Origin of the sequence: Acinetobacter guillouiae CIP 63.46 (genome assembly GCF_000368145.1) — a bacterium.
Classification (GTDB): Bacteria; Pseudomonadota; Gammaproteobacteria; order Pseudomonadales; family Moraxellaceae; genus Acinetobacter; species Acinetobacter guillouiae.
Map to the genome: position 1 here is coordinate 2,052,977 of NZ_KB849283.1, position 24,026 is coordinate 2,077,002.

Here is a 24,026-nt window from a genome sequence, read left to right on the forward strand (position 1 = left end):
CTATTGGATCTCCACATTTTGTTGAGATACGACTTGTTGTGCCGCATCAACAACTTCTTGAACTGGAATATAGCTATTTGATAACCACGCCATACTTGAGTGAGAAATATCAAGGAAGCTTTGTGGATACACACCTAACCATAATAAGCCAAATGCACAGATCAATAGAATTACTGTTTCACGTACATTCAAGTCTTTTAATGGACTTTCATAATGCTTTTTCTGTTCTTCATTTGGCGTACCAAATAAAGCTTTGTGGATCAGAATCAGACCATAAAGACCAGCAAAAACCAAGCTAATCGCCGCAATGATGGTAAATGTTGGGAACTTAGCGAATGAGCCCATCAAGATCAGGAATTCACCAATAAAGTTACCTAGACCTGGAATACCCACAAGCGCAGAGACAAAGAACATCAAGAAGAATGGTAAATACTGGAATTGACCACGAATACCACCCATCAAACGTAAGTCACGGGTATGTAAGCGTTCATACACTTGACCACACATAATGAACAATGCAGCAGATGACAAGCCATGTGCCAACATCATGATCATTAAGCCTTGGAATGTCAGAATATTACCGGCATAAAGTGCAAGTAATACGAAACCCATATGCGAAATAGAAGTATAAGCAAGCAGGCGTTTCATATCTGTTTGCTGGAAAGCACACCAAGCGCCGTAGAAAATACCAATCAAACCTAAAATAATCGCAATATCAGCAAATTGTGCAGATGCTGCTGGGAAGAATGGCAATACAAAGCGCAGTAAACCGTACGCAGCAGTTTTAATCAAGATACCCGCTAAGTCTACAGAACCTGCTGTAGGTGCTTGTGCATGGGCATCTGGTAACCAACCGTGTAATGGAAATACTGGAAGCTTGACCGCAAAACCAATAAAGAAACAGATCATCAATGCATAGGCAATATGTGGTGCCTGAGCATCTAAAGTGTTTGCAACAGCAAGTAAGTAGTTATAGTCAAAGCTAATCGTACCTGACATCTGAGAACCGTAGACCACTAAGCCTAAGATCCCGATGAGCATGATCAAGCCTGCGACTTGGGTATAGATAAAGAACTTGGTTGCAGCATAAACACGTGATTTACCGTCTGCGCCTTTATGACCCCAAAGTGCGATCAAGAAGTAGATAGGGACTAACATCATCTCCCAGAAGAAGAAGAACAAGAACATATCAATTGCAAGGAAAACCCCGATTACCCCACCCAAAGACCATAACAGGTTTAAGTGGAAGAAGCCGACATTCTTTTGAATTTCACCCCATGAACAACCAACTGCAAGTACACCCAGTAATGCAGTCAATCCCACCATCAGCAATGAAAGACCATCTACAGCCAAATGAATGTTAATACCAAGTGATTTAATCCAAGGTAAATAAAATTCTGCTGCCCAAGTTGGAGTCTTCGCCCCCAACTCATAGCTAAAGCCACCTTGTTTCCACAAAATCAGTGTTAAGCCCAATGTAACGAGCATACCGACTAATGCGATATAACGTGGCAAATGTTTATCAAGTTTATCGACCAACCAACACGCGAAACCTGCAATAAAAGGTACAAGAATCAGTGCGGGTAAAATCCAATTGTTTGTGATTTCCATCTTATTTCCCCACTACCTGAATCACGATCAAGATCATCAGCAATACCACTACACCGAGTGACATACTTGATGCATATTCACGTAATGAACCTGTTTGACGGGTACTTGTAAATTTATTCCCACTATTTACGATCGCAGGTAATACCAGCCATAAACCATCAATTGGGTCACGACCTAAAATTTTCGCAATGAGTAAATAAGGTTGAACAAATACAAGGTTGTATAAAGAATCGAAACCAAATGCATTACGGCAGATATTTGCAAGTCCAGCACCAAATGAAGTGGCTGCAAAACCTTGCACCGCTTTATAAGCGAAAGCAAATAACACCACGCCTACAGCTAAACCGACCAATGCGATACCGACTGCAAGGTGTTCTGCACCATGCATCCCTTCTTCAATCGCTTGAGAAACTTCAAATGCAGGGATATGTGCTGCATTTAAAATGTTCATCACTGGCGCTTTTAAGAAGTAAGCCAAACCTGTTGAAAGAACAGCCAAGATACCTAAAGGCGCCCAATACGTTGCACCTTTGATTTCGTGATAATGTGTTTTTTCTTCACCGAAGAATACAACCCAAATTAAACGGAATGTATAAATCGAAGTTAAGAATGCACCCGCAACACCAACCCAATACAATGAGTTATACAATGCGACAGATTGACCTTGCGCCCAAACAGCACCCAAGATTGCATCTTTTGAGAAGAAGCCGATCGTGATAAATGGGATTGCAGCAAGTGCACCACCACCAATCGCGAAGCAAGCAAATAAGAATTTGTTTTTGTAGAACAAGCCACCCATTTTAAAGATGTTTTGTTCATGATGGTAAGCCAAGATCACCGCACCAGAAGACAAGAACAATAATGCCTTAAAGAATGCATGTGCAAGCATATGGAACAGACCTGCTTGATACGCTTCTGCACCCACAGCCATAAACATATAACCGAGCTGACTCATGGTAGAGTAAGCCAGAATACGTTTGATATCTGTTTGAACCAAAGCCGCAAAGCCAGCGACCAACAATGTCACAGCACCCGTAATCGAAATGAACTGCATCACTTCTGGTGTCATTTCAAACACAGAGAACATACGGCAACATAAGTAGATACCAGCGGTAACCATTGTTGCAGCATGGATCAATGCAGATACTGGTGTCGGACCAGCCATTGCATCTGCCAACCATGTTTGTAATGGGATTTGCGCAGATTTACCTGCTGCACCCAAGAACAACATCAATGACGTGATCAATGCCAAGTTATGATCAAGTGCGAGAACTTGTGAAGCATTGGCAACAATCGTGCCGATGTGTAAAGTACCAAATTGTTGGTAAAGCAAGAACAATGCGATCAGTAAGAATACATCACCAACACGCGTTACTGTAAATGCTTTAATTGCCGCAAAACCATTTGCAGGGTTTTGGTAGTAATAACCAATCAACAGGTAAGAACACAGACCTACGCCTTCCCAACCTAAGAATAACAATGCTAAGTTGTCACCCAATACAAGCACCAACATGCTTGCAACGAATAAGTTGAAGTATGAGAAGAAACGTGCGAAGTCTTCTTCACCACGCATGTACCAAGTTGCAAAGATGTGAATCAGGAAACCTACACCTGTCACCATACCCATCATTAACAATGACAAGCCATCAAGATGCAAACTTACACCCGGTGCAAAACCGCCTACATTGAACCAAGTCCATAAATGCTGTGCTTGCGCAACTGAACCCTGCTTAACAAAGTCCATGCCTGCAATCAATGCAAATAAAGCAGAAAGGCCAACAGAACCCGCACCAATAATTGCTGCTACATTTTCAGGAAGTTTATTACGTCCTGCCGCTAAAAGTACAAAGCCAATCAGCGGAAATAAAATCGTTAAATATAAATAACTCATCCGCGCATCTCACTAGCAGCATCTACATCCAGATGATGGAAGCGATGATAGAACTGGAGGACGATCGCTAGACCGATACAAGCCTCTGCCGCAGCAAGTGTGAGGATCAAAATAAACATAATTTGACCATCAGGTTGTGCCCATGCACTTCCTGCCACAACGAATGCCAATGCTGCTGCATTCATCATGATCTCAAGGCTCATTAACATAAATAATAGGTTGCGTCGCACCATTACACCGTAAAAACCCAGTGCAAAAAGGATAGTTGCGACGATCAAACCATGTTCTAAAGGAATGTTGCCCATTACTGTTTATCCTCTGCTGCACTCGGTTCACGTTTGCCTAAGTGGAATGCTGCAACCAATGCTGCAAGCAATAACATTGCGGCAACTTCAACCAATAATAAATAGTGGGTAAAGAGTGCTTGACCAATTGCTTTAGGTCCAATCACTTGAGTTCCAAGTACTGCACCATGTTGGGTATAGTCTGAACCTAATACCCAAACCAAACATAAGCCCACTAAGAAGCTCATGAGTGCTGGATAAGCCCAAGCATCTGAAGTCAACCATTTACGTTCTTGATCAACTGTATGTTGACCAAGGTTGAGCATCATGACCACGAATACGAACAACACCATGATCGCACCCGCATAAACAATCACTTCAAGCGCAGCTGCAAATGGTGCACCAATGATCAAGAAGATCCCTGCAACAGCAAGTAGAGAAACGATCAAACTTAATAAAGCATGTACTGGATTGGTGTTGGTCACAACACGAATCGTCGAAACAATGGCCACGAGAGCCATTAAATAAAATGGCCACATCATGGTAATAAGCTCCGTACATCTACAGGCGCACTTTCACGTTGCGCTTGACCTTTTTCTTTACCATCAATTGCCATACCACTTACACGGTAGAAATTGTAGTCTGGGTATTTACCCGGTCCTGAAATGAGTAAGTTTTCTTTCTCATAAACAAGATCCTGACGGACATATTCGCCTAACTCAAAATCTGGTGTTAACTGAATAGCAGTTGTTGGACATGCTTCTTCACACATACCGCAGAAAATGCAGCGTGAGAAGTTAATGCGGAAAAATTCTGGATACCAACGTCCATCATCTTTTTCAGCTTTCTGCAATGAAATACAACCAACAGGACATGCAACCGCACATAAGTTACACGCAACACAACGCTCTTCACCGTCTGGGTCACGTGTTAATACGATACGACCACGGTAGCGTGGAGGTACGATTTGTTCGGCTGGCACTTCTGGATATAAAATCGTATCGCGTTTGCGTGTGACATGGCTAAACACCATCCACAACGAACGAACAATTGATCCTACGCCAGCTAGAATTTTATACATTTTGTACTCCCTGCTGTCCTAGGCCTGATTCATCAGAATCACAGCACCAGTCACCAAAAGGTTGACCAATGCAAGTGGTAAACACACTTTCCAACCAAAATTCATAACTTGGTCATAACGTGGACGCATTAAAGAACCACGTGCCAAGACAAACATCATTACAAAGAATGCTGTTTTCGCAATGAACCAGAATGCATCTGGAATGAATGGAATATTTAAATTAAATGGTGCTAACCAACCGCCAAAGAATAAAGTCACGATCAGTGCTGAAATTAAAATGATGTTGACGTATTCAGCAACGAAGAACATCCCCCATTTCATACCACCATATTCGACATGGTAACCTTCTGCCAATTCTTGTTCAGCTTCTGGTTGGTCAAATGGATGACGATGCGTTACCGCAACACCCGCAACCACGAAGATCATGAAACCAATGAATTGCGGAATCACAAACCATACATCACGTTGTGCTTCTACGATGTCACGCAAGTTAAATGAACCTGCAATTGCCACCACACCCATCAATGAAATCCCTAAAAAGACTTCATAAGAAATGGTTTGTGCTGCTGAACGTAGACCACCCAATAACGCATATTTGTTGTTAGATGCCCAACCACCAAATAACACCGCATATACTGCAATACCTGCCATTGCCATAAAGAACAATAGACCGATACTCATGTCTGAAACACCTAAGTAAGGTGAAACAGGAATAACCATGAATGACAGTACTGCAGTCGCCATTGCCACTGCTGGTGCTAAACGGAAGGTTAACTTATCTACAAACTTTGGTGTCCAGTCTTCTTTGAACATGATTTTCAACATGTCGGCAACGATCTGGAACATCCCGCCAGGACCAACACGGTTTGGTCCATAACGGTCTTGCCATAAGCCCAGCAAACGACGTTCAATAAATGACATCAAAGCGGCCAGTAAAACCACAACCAACAAAATTACGATGGCTTGAATCACTGAATAAGCGATTGGCCAGTCTTGTACCCATGTCGGTAGTGCGCGTAAAGATTCATTCATGATTACACTCCTACCGTTACAGATACAGGTTCAGCAAGTGAAACTGTTGGTGCTTGGCCGACTGGATAACCGATATAACCTGTTGGTAAATATTCAATCACATGCACAGGAAGACTAATCGTCGTTTCGCCTGCTTTCACTGTCAGTTGTTGACCATCTTGAACATTTAAACGTGCTGCATCTTGCTCGCCCACGGCAAAAGTCGCTTCTGGAATACGCGATTCCATCACCGGTGTTTTAATCGTAAATTCACCTGAAGCGAAAATATGATGCATTGGAACCAGACGGAAACTCTCTGGATTTGCCACAACCGCAGTTGGCGCCACATAGCTACGTGCAGGACGTTTTACTAAGCGATCAAACAAACGAACGCCTGAATCACCACCTTTAAGGTGACCACCCACTTCATCTTGGTATTTGTTCCAAGCTTGTGGTGAGTTCCAACCCGGTGCCCATGCAAATGGAACCAATGACGATGCATTTTGCGGTCCAACATAACCTTCCATAGAGAATGTTAATGCGGAATCGACATCGACAGGTTGTTTTGGCTCATGTACGTTTAATGGTGCACGCATTGCAGTACGACCTGAGTAACGACGCGGTTCACGGGCAATTTTCAAGCCATGAACACGGTAGCCCGCATCAGGTGCAACATCTTGAATTGCTTCAAGAACTGGAACATTTTTGACTACAGACTCAATTACGTCATCCAACAATGTCCACGAGATCGCCTTGCCTTTCACACCCGTTTCAATGGCATGTAACCAGCGCCAAGATTCTTTGATGGCATATTCTGGTTTGTAATAGCTTGGGTCATAAACTTGATAGAAGCGTTGCGCACGACCTTCTTGGCTGACCACTGTCCCATCGCCTTCTGCAAAGCTTGCAGCAGACAAGACAACATCCGCCGCTTTTACGGTTTCAGTTTCAGAATGATCAAGCACAATCACGCTTTGCGCTTTGTCTAGAGCAGCCTGAACTTGTACAGCAGGTAAACGGCGGAACAAATCATTTTCAACGATAATGATTGACTCATAATCTTGAGCAAATGCTTGTTCTAGGCTTAAACCACCAAACAAAGCCATACCCATTGAGTTCACTTCTGGAACTGTCAATGTTAAGCCTGCATTTCCACCTAGGTTTTGTGCAACTTGTGCAGCAGCTTCCATGATGGCAGCATCTTGTAAGCTAGTACCCGAGATGATTAATGGTTTTTTCGCAGCTTTTAACGTATCCGCAATGGTTTGTGCAAATGCTTTAGCATCATCATCTAAACCAAGAATCGCATCACCGTTTACACCGGCAGCAATCGCAAAACCTAAACGTGCAATATCGTTTGGAGAAGCAACAACTTCACCCTCAGCAATATCAGCTAAACGTGTTTGTGTTGCAGCCAAGATATAGATTGGAGAATTTGCATCCTGACCAATACGTTTTACAGGTTCAGCTAACCAATCTTGGGTACGGCGGTCTGCAGCCATTTGTTTGGCTTTGTTTTTCGCAGCTTGGCGAACAGACAATGCCATACGTGGTGCAGTTTGTGTTAAGTCTTCACCCAAGATCAAGACTGCATCATAGCTTTCGATTTCACGCATACTTGGGTTATAAACACCCTCAGCTTGCATAACCGATGCAGCAAGTTCAACCAAGTTCTGTTCTTTTTGAGAAAGACCTGTTGAATAATTTTCTTGGCCAACCAACTCACGCAACGCATAGTTTGATTCTAATGATGCACGTGGAGAACCAATACCCAAGACTTTTTTGCCTTGAACATTTTCAATCACTGAATCCAGTGCCACATCAACAGAAACAGTTTTAACTTCTGTTGCAGCACGGAATTGCGGCTGACGTGGACGATCTTCACGGTTCACATAACCCGTACCAAAACGACCTTTATCGCAAAGGAAATATTGGTTAACGTCACCATTGAAACGGTTTTCTACACGACGTAATTCGCCATAACGCTCACCCGGAGAGATGTTACAACCAGAAGAACAGCCTTGGCATACGCTAGGCGCATACTGCATGTCCCACTTACGGTTATAACGTGCCGAATGGGTTTTATCTGTAAATACACCTGTTGGGCACACTTCAGTCAAGTTACCAGAGAACTCAGACTCTAAAGTGCCTGATTCTGGACGACCGAAGTAGACACGTGATGCATTGGCATAAACACCAAAGTCTGTACCACCGGCATAATCGTTGTAGTAACGAACACAACGGTAACATGCGATACAACGGTTCATCTCATGTGCAATGAAAGAACCCAACTCTTGGTTGTGATGCGTACGTTTGGTAAAACGATAACGACGACGATCATGTTGCGTCATTACCGTCATATCTTGTAAATGACAGTGACCACCCTCTTCACAGACTGGACAGTCGTGTGGGTGGTTGGTCATTAAGAATTCCACAATCGATTCACGGAAATCTTTTGCTTCTTTGTCTTCAATCGAAATAAAGGTATTGTCAGATGCAGGAGTCATACATGACATTACTAAGCGACCACGAGTATCTTCTGGATTCGCATATTGAGTAACAGCACATTGACGGCAAGAACCGACAGAACCTAAAGCTGGATGCCAACAAAAATATGGGATGTCGATGCCAAGACTCAAACATGCTTGTAGCAAGTTTTCCGAGCCATTGACTTCATACGATTTTCCATCGACATGAATTGTAGCCATAGTCGAATTCCTTAAACTTGTTCTACGTGGCTGGCTTGGGCTACAGGACGATCTGTCACTTTAGCTTCAAACTCGCTACGGAAATATTTGAGTGCACCCATCAATGGTTCCATCGCACCTGGTGCGTGAGCACAGAATGTTTTACCAATCCACAATTTGCGAGTCAGTTCTTGAAGATGTTGAATGTCTTCCATCTTCCCTTCACCTTTCTCAATTGCGACAAGTGCTTTGACCGCCCAAGGTAAACCATCACGGCATGGCGTACAGAATCCACATGATTCACGTGCAAAGAATTCTTCTAAGTTACGCGTTGCAGAAACCATACACTGGGTTTCATCAACGACCATTAACAAACATGTACCTAGACGAGAACCTGCTTTCATAATGCTTTCTGAATCCATTGGAAGATCAATGTGTTCAGCAGCCAAGAAGTCAGTCGATGCCCCACCCGGTAACCATGCTTTCAGTTTAAGACCATCGCGCATACCGCCGGCATAGTCTTCAATCACTTCACGTGCAGTCGTACCAAACGGTAGTTCCCAAAGACCTGGGAAAGTCACTTTACCTGATGCACCATAAATTTTAGTGCCTGGATCTTTAGATTTACCCGCAGACAAACCGATATACCACTCAGGGCCACGCAACATAATTGCTGGCAAGTTGTTATAGGTTTCTACGTTGTTTACGATGGTCGGACGGCCCCATGCACCTGCAACTTGCGGGAATGGCGGCTTAGTCCGTGGATTTGCACGACGACCTTCGAGTGAGTTAATCAATGCAGTTTCTTCACCACAGATATAACGCCCCGCACCGGTATGCACATGCAGGTCAAAATTCCAACCTGTGCCTAAGATGTTGTCACCCAAATAACCTTTAGCACGCACTTGTTCTAAAGCTTCATTTAAGTATTGTGCAGCTTCAATGTATTCACCGCGAATGAAGATATAACCCTGAGTTGCTTCGAGGGTATAACCTGCAATCAACATCCCTTCGATCAATTGATGTGGAAGTTTTTCCATCAACAAACGGTCTTTGAATGTTCCCGGTTCCATTTCATCGGCATTACAGATTAGGTAACGAGGACCACCATCATTGGGTGCCATCAATGACCATTTAATCCCTGCTGGGAAACCTGCACCACCACGACCTTTTACAGTCGCTGCTTTGATGACTTCAAGAACATCTTTAGGTGGCATAGAAAGCGCTTTTTTAAAGCCTGCATAGCCTTCTAAAGCTTCATAGTCATCAGCACTACGAACAAATTCCTGCTTACTCAAACGCCATGTTAATGGGTGAGTTTCAGGGTTTCCTTCGCCATAAATTGGTCTTGGTTCGGTATTCATACATACTTCTCCAATAACTGTTTCACAGAAGTCACTTCAACCAAACCGTGTGTATCTTCATCAATCATTAGGGTTGGACCTTTGTCACAGTTCCCTAAACAGCAGATCGGCAATAAAGTAAAACGACCATCAGCTGTCGTTTGACCAAATTGGATACCCAGTTCACGTTGGAAAGCTTCTGCTAAAGTTTCCGCACCCATCAAGAAACATGCAATCGAATCACATAATAAAATTACGTGACGACCTACAGGCTGACGGTATATACGGTTATAGAATGTTGCAACACCTTCTAAATCCGCAGTTGTAATTGTCAATAATTGAGCAATTGCATGTAACTGCGCGTCATCCACCCAACCATTACGGCGTTGTACACACTTTAAAGCATCCAAAGACGCTGCGCGTGGGTATGGGTAGTGACCCATGTGATGTTCAATTTCATGGATTTCTTCGCTGGTCAGAATCCCTTCAACATTCACACGTGGCTTTTTATCAGTCAAAATCATCATAATGCGTTTACCCCTTAGCGATCCACGTCAGCCATAACGACGTCAATTGTCGCTAAATAAATGATCAAGTCAGATACAAGACTGCCGTTAATCACGGAAGGAATTTGCTGCAAGTGGGTGAAAGTAGGCGTACGAATACGGGTACGGTAACTCATGGTTGACTTATCTGAAGTCAAGTAATAGTTAGACGCACCTTTCACCACTTCTGCCATTACAGAGGCTTCACCAGCTGGCATTACAGGACCCCATGACACGCTCAAGAAGTGCGTAATCAAAGTTTCAATATCTTGTAAAGTCTTATCTTTTGGTGGTGGAACTGCCAATGGATGATCCGCTTTATAAGGACCAGAAGGCATATTATCCAAACACTGTTTGACGATTTTTAACGACTCTTCGATTTCGCGATAGTGAACCATTACACGCGCGTAAGCATCGCCTTCATACTCTAACGGCACTTCAAAGTCGTAATTTTCATAACCACTGTATGGACGATATTTACGAACATCAAAATCAATACCTGTCGCGCGTAAACCTGTACCTGTTACACCCCAAGCCAATGCCGATTTAGCATCGTATTGCGCAACATTACGGGTACGACCCACAAATACTGAGTTTTTCAGTGCAGCAGTATGATATTCCTTCAAACGTTTTGGCATCCATTCGAGAATTTCACGAATCAGTTTTTGCCAGTTGTTTGGAAGGTCATGTGCTGTCCCGCCGATACGGAACCATGCTGGGTGCATACGGAAACCTGTGATCGCTTCAATTGCATCATAGATTTTTTGACGATCCGCAAACATATAGAATACTGGTGTCATACCACCGGCATCCTGAATCGCAGTACCGATATACAACAAGTGGTTATTGATACGGAATAATTCAGACATCATGACACGGATACATTGTGCACGATCAGGAACGGTAATCCCTGCAAGTTGCTCCACACCCATGACATAAGGCATGTTTTGCGCACAACCACCTAAGTAGTCAACACGGTCTGTATATGGAATAAATGAATGCCAAGTTTGACGTTCAGCCATCTTTTCCACACCACGGTGGTGATAGCCAATATCAGGCACACAATCTTTCACTTCTTCGCCATCCAGCTGCAAAATTACACGGAATGCACCATGCGCAGATGGGTGGTTAGGCCCTAAGTTCAAGAACATAAAGTCTTCATCGGCGTTACCGCGTGTTAGACCCCAATCTTCTGGAACAAAACGAAGATGTTCTTGTTCGAAATCTTGTTTAGCCTTGTCTTGCATGTACGGTGTATATTCAGTCGCACGTGCAGAATATTCTTTACGTAGTGGATGACCTTCCCAATAAGTTGGCAACAAAATACGACGAAGCATTGGATGCCCTTCGAAATTGATCCCAAACATATCGTAAGCTTCACGCTCGTACCAATTGGCATTTGGCCAAATATTGGTCGCTGTTGGAACGTTAATATCGTTCTCACTCAACGCCACTTTGATACGAATATCACTATTACGTTCTAATGAAAGTAAGTGATAGAACACTGTGAAATCAGATGCAGGTAAACCATCACGGTTGTTACGCAAACGTTCATCGACCGCAGATAAGTCAAACAGCATCACATAAGGACGTGGTACTGTACGCAAGTACATTAGAACTTCTTGTACACGTGCGCGCTCAACCCAGACCGTCGGAAAATCTTCAAACGTCGGTTGCACGTAAAAGTTCTCGCCAAATTTGGCTTTGAGATCTTCTACAATTGCAAATGCTGGGCGGGAATCAACTGGAGTCGATTCTGGCATAGCAATTTCAGTTTCAGCCATTGGCTTGGCTTCCTATTTAATACAAATTCTGTCAAATTCCCTGATGACCATATCCATCAGATATGTCAAATACTCATCAGAAAAAATTACTCAATTTCATCCATAGAGCGTAAGTTTTTCACTGCAATACGTTCAGCGTTCTTACGGTCGCGTTCTGGCATCATCTTTGGCTTATACACTGGCTGAAGATCATCACCGATTACCGCAGAGAGCGGACGACGTTCTAATTGAATTTGGTCTTGCAATAACATCAAGGCTTGAATCAATGCTTCTGGACGTGGTGGGCAACCTGGAACGTACACGTCAACAGGAATGATTTTATCCACACCTTGTACAACAGAATAGATGTCGTACATACCACCAGAGTTTGCACAAGCACCCATTGAAATCACCCATTTAGGCTCAAGCATTTGTTCATACAAACGTTGAATTACAGGTGCCATTTTAACAAAGCAAGTCCCTGCAACGATCATCAAATCTGCCTGACGTGGCGAAGCACGAATAACCTCGGCACCAAAGCGCGACAAATCATGCACACCGGTTAACGTGGTTGCATATTCAACGTAGCAGCAAGATGTACCAAAGTTAAAAGGCCATATTGAGTTTTTACGGCCCCAGTTTACAGCTGTGTGTACCACATCCTCTAAGCGAGTCATGAACACATTTTTATTCACTTCTTCTTCAAGTGGATCTGTCACAATTTGACGATCTTGAAGCGGATATTGTTCAGCTTCTGGATTCGCACGGGTTAAAGTATATTTCATTCCCGAGTTACTCCTTGTTCAGAGACATGGTCGGTGTTTTATCTTTCACACGACCAGAAGATTGAGCTGGAATAGTTCCAGTAGGATCCATCACCAACTCTTCAATTGAATTGAAGCGAGTAATTTCTGCAAGGTCCATATTTGGTGAACCAATTTTAGGTTTAATCCCTGCGATTTTACGTTTATCTGAAGGTGACCAGTTCAATGCACCTGTAGATAATTCATAAATCAAACCAACGAGTAAAACTAAAATAAATACAGCTGCAGCTGAAAACCCAACCCAACCTACTTCACGTACAGATGTCGCCCATGCATATAAATAGAGGGCTTCCAAATCGAATACAACAAAGAAGATTGCAACAAGGTAGAACTTCGCAGACAAGCGGATACGTGCACCACCAGCACTAACCACACCTGATTCAAATTGCTCTTGCTTCGCACGTCCCCATGATTTACCCCCAAGGAGCAAAGGAACGGTGAGCATAAAGACACATAAAAATGTCACGCCGATCACGAAGGCAATGATTGCCCAATCGTATGGAGTAATGGCACTCATGCGGGGATAACTCCTGGCAGGCCTATTATTTAACAAAGAATGTATGTATTGGCCTTGCAAATACACCAAACACAAAATAAATCTGGTCAATTGTACCCGATTGATGTCATCTGTTGCTAGTTAATAGCTCTAAGTCTTTCGGATGATTTTTTAGACAAAAGCCATAATTTTTCCTGATTCACAGCGATACAGCGCTGACTTATCGTTTTATCAAATTTCTATCCCTATTCTTATTAGTTTTTCCGAAGTTTATTTTTTAATCATGAATTAAAAATGACAAATCAGTAGCTTAATCCGATTCAGTCCAAGTAAAAGCTTCGATTTATCCATGCTTTTCTGCGATTTAATTGGCTAATTTCTACAAATATAAGGATTTACCATCTAAAATATTTTGTTACATTCTATGTGGTAAAATAGTCACATTAGATCAATCAAGTAATAAAAATTATCTTATTGTGATAATTTTTAAATATTACAAAGTTATTTATAATTTTTTATACTTTACTATTATCAAAACCAACTTGTTTCAGTGAAATAACCCGCTTTAAACCATCCAGCGCCAAATGCTCAATGCCTACTTTTGACCTACCTTGTGCCCTCTTATGATTTTCTGATTTGAATTTTCAAAATAGTCAGCACTGTCAATCATGTCATTTTTCGCACATACCACAGTCAAGCTCATCTAAACTAGTCCAAGCCAAAGCCATTTGAAAGGTGAGTAACTTATCGCCACTTAAATCAGCAAATTGTATATTTAACACCCAATTGCAGTAAAAGGTGTTCGTTGTCGCAAACTTAGACGAATTGTCTACAGAGCCTATACACATTGAACTACTTTTATGTATATGCTATTCAATATGAACAACTTTAAATCAATAATTTAGGGGTAAAACAAGATGGAATTCAGCAGCAAGCCAAACTATTTTTTATTTGCACAATTACTGATTCGTCATATTGAAAATTACGTCAAAAAACACGCTGATGCACAAAATGCAATTTTTGATCTAAGAGATGTTTATGAGCTTTTCCGCCAAGATCTTGCCGCAACCACGACAAATCTAGAAGGGATTTTAAATATCGCGGATGAATATCGTATTGATACCATTCAAGGTGACCAAAAAATCATTAGCAGTTATAAAATTGACGCTGAACAAAATAGCTTATTGATTGACTTTAATCATGATGCATTACAAGCTTTGCGAGACAGCAAGCCAATCATTGCGCCTGATGCAACGCTTCAACAATAAGATCTTGACTAAGCAACATCCAGACATAAAAAACCACCGAAAATTTTTCGGTGGTTTTTTATTTGAAACCAAGCCTTCAGTCCACAATAGCATTGTTCTTATTCATCCAGTATTCCTCACTACACGAAGTCCAACAGGATCGCTGCCCCATGGTGTCGTGCTCGAAGCTGATGACTTGAACCCAGTATCGCATGCTAGGTTGATGGCATGGATCAGTTCACTAGCGGCAGTATAGACCAACACTACCAATGACCGTTGAAAACGAAGACGCAAAAATAAACCTTGATCATTCGTAGTGACGTCAAAATCTTCTGAAAAACTTGATTTTATACAAGATCATTAATACCTGTGATAATGTCTGCAATTAAATCAATACTGATGGTTAATACGATATCCCAAGATTCACAATCCTCGCCGATCAAAATATAAATCTCGCCATCATCACCTTTTTTCCAATGAACTGGGCTGTTGGCAGATTCTCCTGCCTGTATATAAGCAACAGAATCAGTTGTTATTTTTTTCAATTCTTCCACTTGGTCAATTGAAATATAAATATTAATTTCAATAAATTGGTTGGCAATTTTTATTATAAATGCAGGATTCCCATTAAATGCATGATCAATAGTAATATCAAAATTAGCGTTCACCATTCAAATTCCCTTAATAAATATTATCAATATCAATGCTCAAACTATTCAGTTTGGTCTGCGTAATTATGCTTAGAAGGTCAATAAAGAGTACGTTTTGATGTTCCGATAGATATCGTTATTTTTACATAACGCGAATATCATACAAATGTAATAGTTTACCTGCATTCATTGGTGCACAAAAAACAGCATATAAATCTGATTTAGAATCATCAAACCATAATTGGACATCGATTATATGTTTATTAACACGATCTCCTTTGAGAGAAAAAACCTCTGTATCCCCCAGTACATCGTCAGGGATTTGTGTCATTTTCACAAATCCACTTAAATGCGCAAATTCATTTACAGCAACTCTATATTCATTTGCCGTTGATGGATAGGCCTGTTTATTTTTCACCAATTCCTCATAGTCATCAGAAATCATAAGATTCAATATTTTTATCATTGATTCTTTATATATTGGAAATTCTCTTAGAAAAATATTTTCATTTGTCATTTTCTGATCCCAACTTCTCGCATTGCAGTGGATGGAGTAATTCCAATCTTCTAAAAATATAGATCAAAAGGCATCCAACATTTTTGAGTGAATTTTTGTATTGAAAGTCCCTTCTCCCGTTGGGAGAAGGTTAGGATTAGGGTGGTTTTATCTTAAATAATGACTTTAAAGATGACTGATGAACCAAGTCAAATAGCGCTTAATTGATAATATTTAACAGCATGATTTAACAATTAAGCTTTTTTCTTTTTAAAACGCTCTACAGGCCAAGACATGGTAAATCTTGCACCACCCAAATCTGAGCTTTGATCGACTTCAATCGTCCCGCCAAACCAATACGCAATACGACTAACAATTGAAAGCCCTAAACCATAACCACCCGAAGCACGGGTACGGCTATCATCTAAACGTGCAAATGCCTCAAACACACGTTTACGGTCTTCCTCTGGAATTCCGGGGCCATCATCTTCTACACAGACATAAGCCATATTGGTCTGGTGATTGACACCACCGCTGATATTGACCTGATGATCACAGTAACGTATCGCATTCCCTACTAAGTTTTGTACAACACGATGTAAATAACGACGTTCTGCATCGACAATCACATCAGATGAAAGTGGGTTGAGATGGATAATCTTTTGCGTTTTTAATGCTTCGGTTTCTACCGCAACTTGCTTTAATACATCAATCAATACAATTTTTTCAAAATCTAATGAAGGTGTACCTTGCTCTAATTTCGCATAGGTCATGATTTCATCAATCAGCGTATTTAACGCTTCGATGTCTTTATCAATCATCTCGACTTGTTGCAAACGATATTCATGGTCATCTTCATCTGCCAGCATTTCCATACCAAAACGGATTCGCGCCACAGGTGTACGTAACTCATGTGATACCGCACGCATTAACTCACGTTGTGCTTCAATCAAACGCTGTATATGGTCAGACATGCTGTTATAACTGGTGGCTAGACTTGCCATTTCATCATAACCCTCAACAGGTACACGTTGCGACATATCCCCTGTTCTCATCACATCCAAAGCTTCATTCACCTGTTTCAACTTGCGTTGCATCGGCACAATCAAGCCATACACACCCAAACAGAGTAAGAACATACTCAGCAATGTAATTCCTGCTGCCAATTTGACGGGCATCCAGTTAAACATTGGAACGGGGCCAAGCACCAACACATCTGTAGGTGAGTTGGGTAAAGGTGAAACAATCGAAATGGTGGTACCACGTACAGTTGCACTGTCACGCCATAAAATCACACTTTGATCTGACCTTAAACGACCAATTTGCTCAGAATCGAGATTGAGCTGAGAAATCTTTTCCACACCAACATGATAAGAGAAATGTTGTTGAATTTTCTTAAGATATTCTTGTTCTTGACCGGGGTAATAGACCAAATAATCCAGAATAAATACCGGAAGTGCCTTCATTTGGCGTTCGCCAATTTGATCGACTTTGATATATAAATAGTGTTTAGGGTCATTTCTGATCCCTATAACCAGATAGGCAATCCCTTGTTCTGCATCATAACGCACTACCGCTTTTTGACTTTCTATACGTTTTTCTTCAGTACGAGATAAGTCAACTTTGCGTGCTTCAAGATAATAAATGGGAAGTTCTAATAGATCAGACGCATCTGAAATCCAATCTAGGCGCTGCTGTTCAGTTTGCTGACGTGCCACACCTTCACTGATCACAAATGAAATTCCATCTGTGAGAGACTCACGATATTCCTGCGCACGTTGATAATTAATTATTTGGACAAGTAAATATCCAAACAAGGCAACCAACACAACAAGAATGACTAATCCTGCATAGATGCGCAAAAATATACTGTGTTTAGACACGCAAACTAACCTTCTTTATGCCTGTCCTGTAATGGACAAGCATCTTAGATGACTGACCCATCGTTTATAGACCAGTCTCTTTAACAAACAAATAACCTTTACTACGTACAGTTTTAATACGTTTCGGATTTTCAGGATCATCACCAATTTTTGGACGAATACGTGAAATACGTACATCAATCGAACGGTCTTGACCGTCATATTCAATACCGCGGAGACGTTCAAAGATGTCTTCACGCGATAAGATACGGCCTGCATTCGATGCCAATAACCAGAGTAGATCATATTCAGCACTGGTGAAGTCAACCAACTCACCATTGAGTGTCACTGAACGACCGCCATTGTCGATCACAAGATCGTCAAATTCAATACGTTGTGCAACTTCATCTTCAGGCGCTTTGTCTGTACGACGTAATAATGCACGAATACGCGCAAGCAAGACACGCGGTTGAACAGGTTTAGCAACATAGTCGTCTGCACCCATTTCTAAACCAAGAACTTGGTCCATATCTTCAGTACGTGCAGTCAACATCAAAATCGGTTGATGATAATGTGGACGAACTTCACGACAAACGGTTAAACCATCTGCACCCGGCAACATCACATCCAACACAACCAAGTCTGGTTGTTCAGCAATGATGCGGCGAATCGCACGGTTACCATCTGGCTCTACCCCAACTTCCAATCCATTGCGAATTAAGTATTCCTGAGTTAAGCGAGCTAGGCGCTCGTCATCTTCAACAATCAGAATCTTTGGTAACTTTTCTTCTTGGCTCATCTATTTGCCCCTATATTTGATTTTGGAGTCTGCTACAAATCTCGCAGATTCAACACACTATGTTTTGCAATATACACACGTTTACAATGTAAACAAGACCTCATTCACCAAACTGATACATGAGCGTATCAATTTGTTATATTTTTATTAACTATTGAATTGTAGGCAGTTTTATAAAATCAATACACATCATTTTTAAATTTCTTCAAGACAATCAATAGCTGGACTAATTTTTATACAAAATATTTCATTGTTCATATTCTGTCTCATCAGTTTATCGTTTTTTGAGTTATCCACACACTTATCTATAAGCACTCTGCGGAGTCTTTGCTATGCTATGTGCTTGTCTCATAAGGCATATAACAAAAATGACGCTTTGAGGTAAAAAGATGCAAATAAAAATTTACTTTTCAGGGATAAAATATTCTTGAAATGTCAATATTGATCTACCCTTAAAATTACCGTATCTTGTGTTCTAAATTAAATTAAACCACTAAGTATTGTGTTTAGTCCTCAAACATCGTGACAACAAATTTTGCAGTTTGTCCGATTCAAATGGTCCATAAACATAACAATGATGACAATGGAGCTACGCTGACAATGAACGCCATTACAACCCCTGGTCAACTACAAGTGATTAAACGCACTGGTGATGTTGCCGCTTTTGATGCAGATAAAATCTCTGTAGCAATTGGTAAAGCTTTTTTGGCTGTAGAAGGTCAACAAAGTGCAGATTCAAGCCGTATTCATGATCGCATCACTCAGCTCACAGAGATGGTGATGAATACTTTTAATCGTCGTTTACCTTCTGGCGGAACAATTCACATTGAAGAAATTCAAGACCAAGTTGAATTGGCGCTTATGCGTACAGGCGAACAAAAAGTTGCACGTGCATATGTGATCTATCGTGAACAACGTTCTGATGCACGTAAACAAACCGGTGCTCATCATCACCCAACCTTACAAATCACAGATGCGAACGGTCAGCTTCAGCCTCTAGATTTGGGCAAACTTCAAGCCACGATTGAAAAAGCAAGTGAAGGCTTAGAAGGCATCAATGTTCAAGCCATTGTCGATGAAACAGTTAAAAACTTATATAACGGTGTAAAACAGTCAGACATCTCAACCACGATGATGATGGCGACACGTACCCGTATCGAACAAGAACCAAACTATACTTATGTAACTGCACGCCTATTACGTGATGACTTGGTTGCGACCGGTTTAAAATTCTTAGGTTTAGCCACAGATACCATCGAAGGCGATGCACTCGAAACTTATTTAAACAAAGGTATCGAGCTTGAGCTTCTCTCTCCTGAGCTTTTAAACTTTGACCTTGCGAAATTGGCAGCAGCGATCAAACCAGAACGCTCAAACCAATTTACCTATTTAGGTTTACAGACGTTATTTGACCGTTACTTCATTCATTCAAATGATGTACGTTTCGAACTTCCGCAATTGTTCTTTATGCGTGTTTCAATGGGACTTGCATTAAATGAAGAACAGCGTGAAGACCGTGCAATCGAATTCTATGACTTATTGTCTAGCTTCGATTATATGGCGTCTACACCAACACTGTTTAACTCAGGTACGTTACGTCCACAATTGTCGAGCTGTTACTTAACCACCATTCAAGATGATCTTTATGACATCTATGGTGCGATGCGTGACAATGCCCTTCTTTCTAAATGGGCAGGTGGTTTAGGCAATGACTGGACACCCGTGCGTGCCTTGAACTCATATATCAAAGGTACCAACGGTAAATCACAAGGTGTTGTACCTTTCCTTAAAGTTGCCAACGATACTGCGGTTGCAGTAAACCAAGGTGGTAAACGTAAAGGTGCTGTATGTGCATACCTTGAAACTTGGCACTTGGACATTGAAGAATTCCTAGAGCTTCGTAAAAACACTGGTGATGACCGTCGTCGTACCCACGACATGAACACGGCAAACTGGGTTCCAGATTTGTTTATGCAACGTGTGATTGAAGATGCTGAATGGACATTGTTCACGCCATCTGAAACACCTGATTTGCATGATTTAACTGGCGGTGAATTTGCTGAACGCTATGCTTACTACGAAGGCATTGCAAAAGAAAACAACATGCTGCATAAGAAAATCCGTGCGAAAGACTTATGGCGCAAAATGTTATCAATGTTGTTTGAAACAGGTCATCCTTGGATCACATTCAAAGACGTATGTAACTTACGCTCACCACAACAACACGTAGGTGTAGTGCATTCATCTAACTTATGTACTGAAATCACTTTAAATACCAATAAAGATGAAATCGCAGTATGTAACTTAGGTTCGATCAACCTTGTACAACACGTTCAAGGTGGCGCATTAGACCGTGAAAAATTAGCGCGTACAGTTAAAACTGCTGTTCGTATGCTCGACAACGTAATTGACATCAACTACTACGCAGTTGAACAAGCACGTAATTCAAATATGAAACACCGCCCTGTCGGTATGGGTATCATGGGCTTCCAAGATGCTTTATATGAATTGGGTATGGGTTATGGTTCTGATGCAGCGGTAGATTTTGCTGATGAATCAATGGAAGTGATCAGCTACTACGCGATTCAAACATCAAGCGACCTTGCTGTTGAACGTGGTGTGTATTCAACATTTAAAGGTTCATTGTGGGATCAAGGTATCTTGCCAATCGACTCTTTAGATATCGTTGCAAAATCACGTCCAGAGCGTATGTTTGAAGTTGACCGCACTCAACGTTTGGACTGGAATACATTACGTACTAAAGTTCAAAAAGACGGTATGCGTAACTCAAATGTAATGGCGATTGCACCTACAGCAACCATTTCAAATATTTGTGGCGTTTCACAGTCTATCGAACCGACGTTCCAAAACCTTTATGTAAAATCTAACCTTTCTGGTGAATTTACAGTGATCAACCCGTACTTGGTACGTGCGTTAAAAGATCGTGGTCTTTGGGACTCTGTGATGGTTAACGACTTGAAACACTTCGAGGGTTCAGTACAAAAAATTGCACGTATCCCTGAAGAGTTAAAAGCAATTTTTGCGACTGCATTTGAAGTAGATACACGTTGGATCGTAGATGCTGCATCACGTCGTCAAAAATGGATCGACCAAGCACAGTCATTGAACCTTTATATCGCTGGTGCAAATGGTAAGAAACTAGACATCACTTATAAGATGGCTTGGTTACGTGGTCTTAAAACCACTTATTACCTCCGTGCATTAGGTGCAACCTCTGCGGAAAAATCAACCATTAACACGGGTGCTTTAAACGCAGTAAAAGCAACAACTGTTGCTGCACCAGTGGCTGCGGTTGCTCAAGAAACTAAACCTGAAGCACCTGCTGAAGAAGATGGTTTCGCTCAAGCAGCACCAGTACCACAAGCATGTTCAATCGACAATCCAGATTGTGAAGCTTGTCAGTAAGTAATCCTCCCCAATCCTCAAGGGGAATAAAGTCCCCCCTTTAAAAAAAAGGGGGGTTTAGGGGGATTCAAAAAATCTGAAATTATAAAAGGCGAAGAAATGTTCCATTTAAGTCATAACTATGAGTTAGGCGTAATCGTGCTGATCTTAGCCTTTTTAGTTTTTTACGTGCCTGCGGTCTATGCATTCTTTGCGATCCGTAAGCAGCAAAAGCGTAAGCAAAATAAGTAGTGTGGATATCTGTTCTTTCGAACAAGAACAAAACAACTATCGGCAAAACTTAATTTTGCTTGCACAGAATAAGCGTATAGTAGTGACATCTTCCATTGTGAGATGTCGAACATAGATATTAACAACGAAGAGAGAACAACGATGTCTATCCTAAGTTGGGACGATTTTGAAGATGATGAACAGAAACAAGCTGCACAAGCTCACCAGCCTGCGCCCGTCGAACAGAAAAAAACGACTGATTCGCAAGTGGTATCTGATACAAAGCAGTCATCGCAGAATGTGGCAACTACACAATCCGCTGGAACCTATACAGCAAGATCAACAAATCCAACCGATTCGTTGGCAAGAGCATCTCACGCCTTAGAAAAGTTAGATGTTGCACCTGGCTTAGAAGAGCTTGAAATGGGTGCACAACGTGTACAAGTTGATGATAAAGCCATGATCAACTGTCGCGCTGACTTAAACCAACTTGTACCGTTCAAATACGAGTGGGCTTGGCAAAAGTATCTAGACGGGTGTGCAAACCACTGGATGCCACAAGAAGTCAACATGAACCACGATATCGCACTTTGGAAGTCTGAAAATGGCTTAACCGAAGATGAGCGTACCATCGTGATGCGTTCATTAGGTTTCTTCTCTACTGCGGATTCTTTGGTTGCAAACAACTTGGTGTTGGCGATTTACCGTCACATCACCAACCCTGAATGCCGTCAATACATCTTACGTCAAGCATTTGAAGAAGCGATTCACACCCATGCTTACCAATACTGTATCGAATCTTTAGGTATGGATGAAGGCGAAGTCTTCAACATGTACCGTGAAGTTCCATCAGTTGCTCGTAAAGCGGCTTGGGGCTTGAAATATACTCAGTCTTTATGTGATCCAACCTTCCAAACTGGTACACCAGAAAACGATCAAATCTTACTGCGTAACTTGATCGCATTCTATTGCGTACTTGAAGGGATCTTCTTCTATTGTGGTTTCAGTCAGATCTTGTCTATGGGGCGTCGTAACAAGATGAATGGTGTTGCTGAGCAATTCCAGTACATCTTACGTGATGAGTCTATGCACTTAAACTTTGGTATCGACATGATTAACCAAATCAAGATCGAAAATCCAAACTTGTGGACGGCTGAATTCCAAGAAGAAATCATTCAGATGATTCTTGAAGGCACCATGCTTGAAATCGAATATGCGCGTGACACAATGCCACGTGGTGTATTGGGTATGAACGCAGCGATGATGGAAGAATATTTGAAATTCATCTGTAACCGTCGTTTGGCACAGTTAGGTTTACCTGAGCAGTTTGCTGGTGTAAATAACCCATTCCAGTGGATGTCTGAAATGATGGACTTGCGTAAAGAGAAGAACTTCTTTGAAACGCGTGTAACTGATTATCAAACTGGTGGTGCGTTGAGCTGGTAAGAAGTCACGCCCGTCACGCGACACATAAGGTGTCATTGAAAAAAATCCGATTTAATATCGGATTTTTTTATTGCTCAAAATTCCACCTAAATTAAGCTTTAATTTATTATAGTAATGCTGATTCTAGACAAAATAATGGACACATAGCCCCTCTAAAGCTACTTGACAGTTGTGCTTGGAAACTGACGTGGCCTCGATTTTTAGCCATGCTTGAAATAGATCTAGGCCACAAGTATGCGAAGGTTGCTTTATTAAGACACATGAGATTCAAAAGAGCGTGGGGGCAAAAGAAGATGGGAAGCAAACCCACATAGAGATTGTAAAAATGTTTTTAATAATTATGCTTTACGGACA

20 protein-coding genes are annotated in these 24,026 nt (G+C 41.5%); 4 read left to right on the forward strand and 16 right to left on the reverse strand.

The features are described 5' to 3' along the window. The 12 genes from nuoM to F981_RS14700 all read right to left on the reverse strand — a co-directional run bounded on the left by nuoM (nt 1) and on the right by F981_RS14700 (nt 13,557). Nucleotides 1-1,605 (reverse strand): NADH-quinone oxidoreductase subunit M, encoded by a 1,605-nt coding sequence (nuoM, locus tag F981_RS14645; protein WP_171066950.1) that lies wholly within the window; start codon nt 1,603-1,605, stop codon nt 1-3. Nucleotides 1,606-1,612: 7 nt separating this feature from the next. Next, a complete protein-coding gene (gene nuoL, locus F981_RS14650) occupies nt 1,613-3,502 on the reverse strand; it encodes an NADH-quinone oxidoreductase subunit L (RefSeq protein ID WP_004722828.1) in 1,890 nt (629 codons plus the stop codon). Then, nucleotides 3,499-3,807: an NADH-quinone oxidoreductase subunit NuoK gene (nuoK, locus tag F981_RS14655; protein WP_004722831.1), complete on the reverse strand. Its 309-nt coding sequence runs from the start codon at nt 3,805-3,807 to the stop codon at nt 3,499-3,501. Before nuoK ends, nuoL begins: the two co-directional genes overlap by 4 nt. Beyond that, nucleotides 3,807-4,325 carry an NADH-quinone oxidoreductase subunit J gene (nuoJ, locus tag F981_RS14660; protein ID WP_171066894.1) on the reverse strand — a complete coding sequence of 173 codons (519 nt, stop codon included), beginning with the start codon at nt 4,323-4,325 and terminating at the stop codon, nt 3,807-3,809. The genes nuoK and nuoJ overlap by 1 nt, the downstream gene beginning before the upstream one ends. Next, a complete protein-coding gene (gene nuoI / locus F981_RS14665; RefSeq protein ID WP_004722835.1) occupies nt 4,325-4,867 on the reverse strand; it encodes an NADH-quinone oxidoreductase subunit NuoI in 543 nt (180 codons plus the stop codon). The genes nuoJ and nuoI overlap by 1 nt, the downstream gene beginning before the upstream one ends. 18 nt (nt 4,868-4,885) lie before the next feature. Then, nucleotides 4,886-5,899 (reverse strand): NADH-quinone oxidoreductase subunit NuoH, encoded by a 1,014-nt coding sequence (nuoH, locus tag F981_RS14670; protein ID WP_004722836.1) that lies wholly within the window; start codon nt 5,897-5,899, stop codon nt 4,886-4,888. Nucleotides 5,900-5,901: 2 nt separating this feature from the next. Further along, nucleotides 5,902-8,586 carry an NADH-quinone oxidoreductase subunit NuoG gene (nuoG, locus tag F981_RS14675; protein WP_004722837.1) on the reverse strand — a complete coding sequence of 895 codons (2,685 nt, stop codon included), beginning with the start codon at nt 8,584-8,586 and terminating at the stop codon, nt 5,902-5,904. A gap of 11 nt (nt 8,587-8,597) precedes the next feature. Continuing rightward, nucleotides 8,598-9,929, reverse strand: coding sequence for an NADH-quinone oxidoreductase subunit NuoF (gene nuoF, locus F981_RS14680; RefSeq protein ID WP_004722838.1), 1,332 nt, complete (start codon nt 9,927-9,929; stop codon nt 8,598-8,600). Continuing rightward, the gene (nuoE, locus tag F981_RS14685; RefSeq protein WP_004722839.1) at nt 9,926-10,435 is read right to left on the reverse strand and encodes an NADH-quinone oxidoreductase subunit NuoE; all 510 of its coding nucleotides are present in this window, start codon (nt 10,433-10,435) and stop codon (nt 9,926-9,928) included. The genes nuoF and nuoE overlap by 4 nt, the downstream gene beginning before the upstream one ends. 14 nt (nt 10,436-10,449) lie before the next feature. Then, nucleotides 10,450-12,237, reverse strand: coding sequence for an NADH-quinone oxidoreductase subunit C/D (gene nuoC, locus F981_RS14690; protein WP_004722840.1), 1,788 nt, complete (start codon nt 12,235-12,237; stop codon nt 10,450-10,452). Nucleotides 12,238-12,323: 86 nt separating this feature from the next. After that, nucleotides 12,324-13,001 (reverse strand): NuoB/complex I 20 kDa subunit family protein, encoded by a 678-nt coding sequence (locus F981_RS14695; protein WP_004722842.1) that lies wholly within the window; start codon nt 12,999-13,001, stop codon nt 12,324-12,326. A gap of 7 nt (nt 13,002-13,008) precedes the next feature. Next, nucleotides 13,009-13,557 (reverse strand): NADH-quinone oxidoreductase subunit A, encoded by a 549-nt coding sequence (locus F981_RS14700; RefSeq protein ID WP_004722844.1) that lies wholly within the window; start codon nt 13,555-13,557, stop codon nt 13,009-13,011. A gap of 896 nt (nt 13,558-14,453) precedes the next feature. Here F981_RS14700 and F981_RS14705 point away from each other — a divergent pair. Then, entirely contained in the window at nt 14,454-14,804 is a 351-nt protein-coding gene (locus tag F981_RS14705) for a hypothetical protein (protein WP_004722847.1), read from the forward strand. 326 nt (nt 14,805-15,130) lie between these two features. On the opposite strand, the gene F981_RS14715 is transcribed toward F981_RS14705, so the two are convergent. From F981_RS14715 to bfmR, 4 genes are all read right to left on the reverse strand, one after another. Then, nucleotides 15,131-15,454, reverse strand: coding sequence for a hypothetical protein (locus F981_RS14715; RefSeq protein ID WP_004722848.1), 324 nt, complete (start codon nt 15,452-15,454; stop codon nt 15,131-15,133). 121 nt (nt 15,455-15,575) lie between these two features. Next, nucleotides 15,576-15,950: a hypothetical protein gene (locus tag F981_RS14720; RefSeq protein WP_004722850.1), complete on the reverse strand. Its 375-nt coding sequence runs from the start codon at nt 15,948-15,950 to the stop codon at nt 15,576-15,578. Nucleotides 15,951-16,183: 233 nt separating this feature from the next. Beyond that, a complete protein-coding gene (gene bfmS, locus F981_RS14725) occupies nt 16,184-17,812 on the reverse strand; it encodes a sensor histidine kinase BfmS (protein WP_004722852.1) in 1,629 nt (542 codons plus the stop codon). Nucleotides 17,813-17,876: 64 nt separating this feature from the next. Then, on the reverse strand, nt 17,877-18,590 hold the full coding sequence (gene bfmR / locus F981_RS14730) for a response regulator transcription factor BfmR (protein WP_004722855.1): 714 nt from the start codon (nt 18,588-18,590) through the stop codon (nt 17,877-17,879). A 555-nt stretch (nt 18,591-19,145) separates the two neighbouring features. Here bfmR and F981_RS14735 point away from each other — a divergent pair. The 3 genes from F981_RS14735 to F981_RS14740 all read left to right on the forward strand — a co-directional run bounded on the left by F981_RS14735 (nt 19,146) and on the right by F981_RS14740 (nt 23,672). Further along, nucleotides 19,146-22,016 carry a ribonucleoside-diphosphate reductase subunit alpha gene (locus tag F981_RS14735; protein WP_081401073.1) on the forward strand — a complete coding sequence of 957 codons (2,871 nt, stop codon included), beginning with the start codon at nt 19,146-19,148 and terminating at the stop codon, nt 22,014-22,016. Nucleotides 22,017-22,115: 99 nt separating this feature from the next. Continuing rightward, nucleotides 22,116-22,247 carry a preprotein translocase subunit YajC gene (locus F981_RS23365; RefSeq protein WP_004722859.1) on the forward strand — a complete coding sequence of 44 codons (132 nt, stop codon included), beginning with the start codon at nt 22,116-22,118 and terminating at the stop codon, nt 22,245-22,247. A 141-nt stretch (nt 22,248-22,388) separates the two neighbouring features. Continuing rightward, a complete protein-coding gene (locus F981_RS14740) occupies nt 22,389-23,672 on the forward strand; it encodes a ribonucleotide-diphosphate reductase subunit beta (protein ID WP_004722861.1) in 1,284 nt (427 codons plus the stop codon). Nucleotides 23,673-24,026 lie beyond the last annotated feature (354 nt).

Bases quoted from the DNA above. Each gene is read 5' to 3' on its own strand.
- nuoL (WP_004722828.1), bottom strand. From the start codon at position 3,502: ATGAGTTATTTATATTTAACGATTTTATTTCCGCTGATTGGCTTTGTA.
- nuoK (WP_004722831.1), bottom strand. From the start codon at position 3,807: ATGGGCAACATTCCTTTAGAACATGGTTTGATCGTCGCAACTATCCTT.
- nuoJ (WP_171066894.1), bottom strand. From the start codon at position 4,325: ATGTGGCCATTTTATTTAATGGCTCTCGTGGCCATTGTTTCGACGATT.
- nuoI (WP_004722835.1), bottom strand. From the start codon at position 4,867: ATGTATAAAATTCTAGCTGGCGTAGGATCAATTGTTCGTTCGTTGTGG.
- nuoH (WP_004722836.1), bottom strand. From the start codon at position 5,899: ATGAATGAATCTTTACGCGCACTACCGACATGGGTACAAGACTGGCCA.
- nuoG (WP_004722837.1), bottom strand. From the start codon at position 8,586: ATGGCTACAATTCATGTCGATGGAAAATCGTATGAAGTCAATGGCTCG.
- nuoF (WP_004722838.1), bottom strand. From the start codon at position 9,929: ATGAATACCGAACCAAGACCAATTTATGGCGAAGGAAACCCTGAAACT.
- nuoE (WP_004722839.1), bottom strand. From the start codon at position 10,435: ATGATGATTTTGACTGATAAAAAGCCACGTGTGAATGTTGAAGGGATT.
- nuoC (WP_004722840.1), bottom strand. From the start codon at position 12,237: ATGGCTGAAACTGAAATTGCTATGCCAGAATCGACTCCAGTTGATTCC.
- F981_RS14695 (WP_004722842.1), bottom strand. From the start codon at position 13,001: ATGAAATATACTTTAACCCGTGCGAATCCAGAAGCTGAACAATATCCG.
- F981_RS14700 (WP_004722844.1), bottom strand. From the start codon at position 13,557: ATGAGTGCCATTACTCCATACGATTGGGCAATCATTGCCTTCGTGATC.
- F981_RS14705 (WP_004722847.1), top strand. From the start codon at position 14,454: ATGGAATTCAGCAGCAAGCCAAACTATTTTTTATTTGCACAATTACTG.
- F981_RS14715 (WP_004722848.1), bottom strand. From the start codon at position 15,454: ATGGTGAACGCTAATTTTGATATTACTATTGATCATGCATTTAATGGG.
- F981_RS14720 (WP_004722850.1), bottom strand. From the start codon at position 15,950: ATGACAAATGAAAATATTTTTCTAAGAGAATTTCCAATATATAAAGAA.
- bfmR (WP_004722855.1), bottom strand. From the start codon at position 18,590: ATGAGCCAAGAAGAAAAGTTACCAAAGATTCTGATTGTTGAAGATGAC.
- F981_RS14735 (WP_081401073.1), top strand. From the start codon at position 19,146: ATGGTCCATAAACATAACAATGATGACAATGGAGCTACGCTGACAATG.
- F981_RS23365 (WP_004722859.1), top strand. From the start codon at position 22,116: ATGTTCCATTTAAGTCATAACTATGAGTTAGGCGTAATCGTGCTGATC.
- F981_RS14740 (WP_004722861.1), top strand. From the start codon at position 22,389: ATGTCTATCCTAAGTTGGGACGATTTTGAAGATGATGAACAGAAACAA.